Source organism: Leucobacter soli, assembly GCF_042659205.1.
Classification (GTDB): Bacteria; Actinomycetota; Actinomycetes; order Actinomycetales; family Microbacteriaceae; genus Leucobacter; species Leucobacter soli.
The window spans coordinates 1-815 of sequence record NZ_JBHSRW010000446.1 but is presented as its reverse complement, the minus strand read 5'-3'; the positions used below and the strand labels follow the sequence as shown (position 1 = coordinate 815).

The following is an 815-nucleotide window of genomic DNA, read 5'->3' as shown; positions in this document are numbered from 1 at the left end:
CACGACGCAGCCGCTCGGGGACGGCGGCCTCGAAGAGGCGATCGATCGCGTCGCGTCGCGGCTGCGCGACGACACGGGGCTGCGGGTGCGGTGCGGTATCGAACGGCTTCCGCTCGACCGGGAGCAGCAAGTCGTGCTGCTGCGGGCGACCCAGGAGGGGCTCGCCAACGCGCGACGGCACGCGCAGGCGCACGCGGTCGTCGTCGCACTGCGACGCGACGGCGCCGACGTGCTGCTCACCGTGGACGATGACGGGATCGGCTCCGACGTGCGGATGGATGGCCGAGAGTGCGATGCGGCGAGCGCTGCTCCGAGCACGAGCGGCTTCGGCCTGACCGGGCTGAGCGACCGGGTGCGGCTGGCGGGCGGGCACGTGCGTTTCGGATCGCACGAGGGCGGCGGCTCGCGCCTCGCGGTGCGACTGCCGCTCGCGGACGGGCTGGAGCAGGAACTGGAGCAGGAGCGGAAGCAGGAGCGTTGGGCATGATCCGGGTACTGGTGGCGGATGACCATCCGATCGTCCGCGCGGGCATTGCCGGCCTGCTCGAGGGCGAAGCCGACTTCGCGGTGGTCGCGGAGGCGGAGAGCGGAGAGCAGGCGGTCGAGCTTGCGGCGGCGCAGGACCCCGACGTCGTGCTCATGGACCTCCGGATGCCCGGAATGGGCGGGGTCGAGGCGACGCGGGCGATCGCCGCTGCCGGCCACGCCCGCGTGCTCGTCTTCACCACGTACGAGGACGACGATCGCATCCTCGCCGCCATCGCGGCCGGCGCGAGCGGCTACCTGCTGAAGGCCGCACCCGCGGATGAGCTCGC

General features: G+C 73.3%; 2 protein-coding genes. Both read left to right on the top strand.

Translation table 11 applies throughout. From position 1 onward, the window contains the following. On the top strand, window positions 1-487 hold a 487-nt coding region (locus tag ACFPZL_RS13855), incomplete at its 5' end, for a sensor histidine kinase (RefSeq protein WP_382335981.1). Further along, window positions 484-815: response regulator (locus ACFPZL_RS13850; RefSeq protein WP_382335980.1), on the top strand; the 332-nt coding region annotated here is incomplete at its 3' end. The genes ACFPZL_RS13855 and ACFPZL_RS13850, both read left to right, overlap by 4 nt.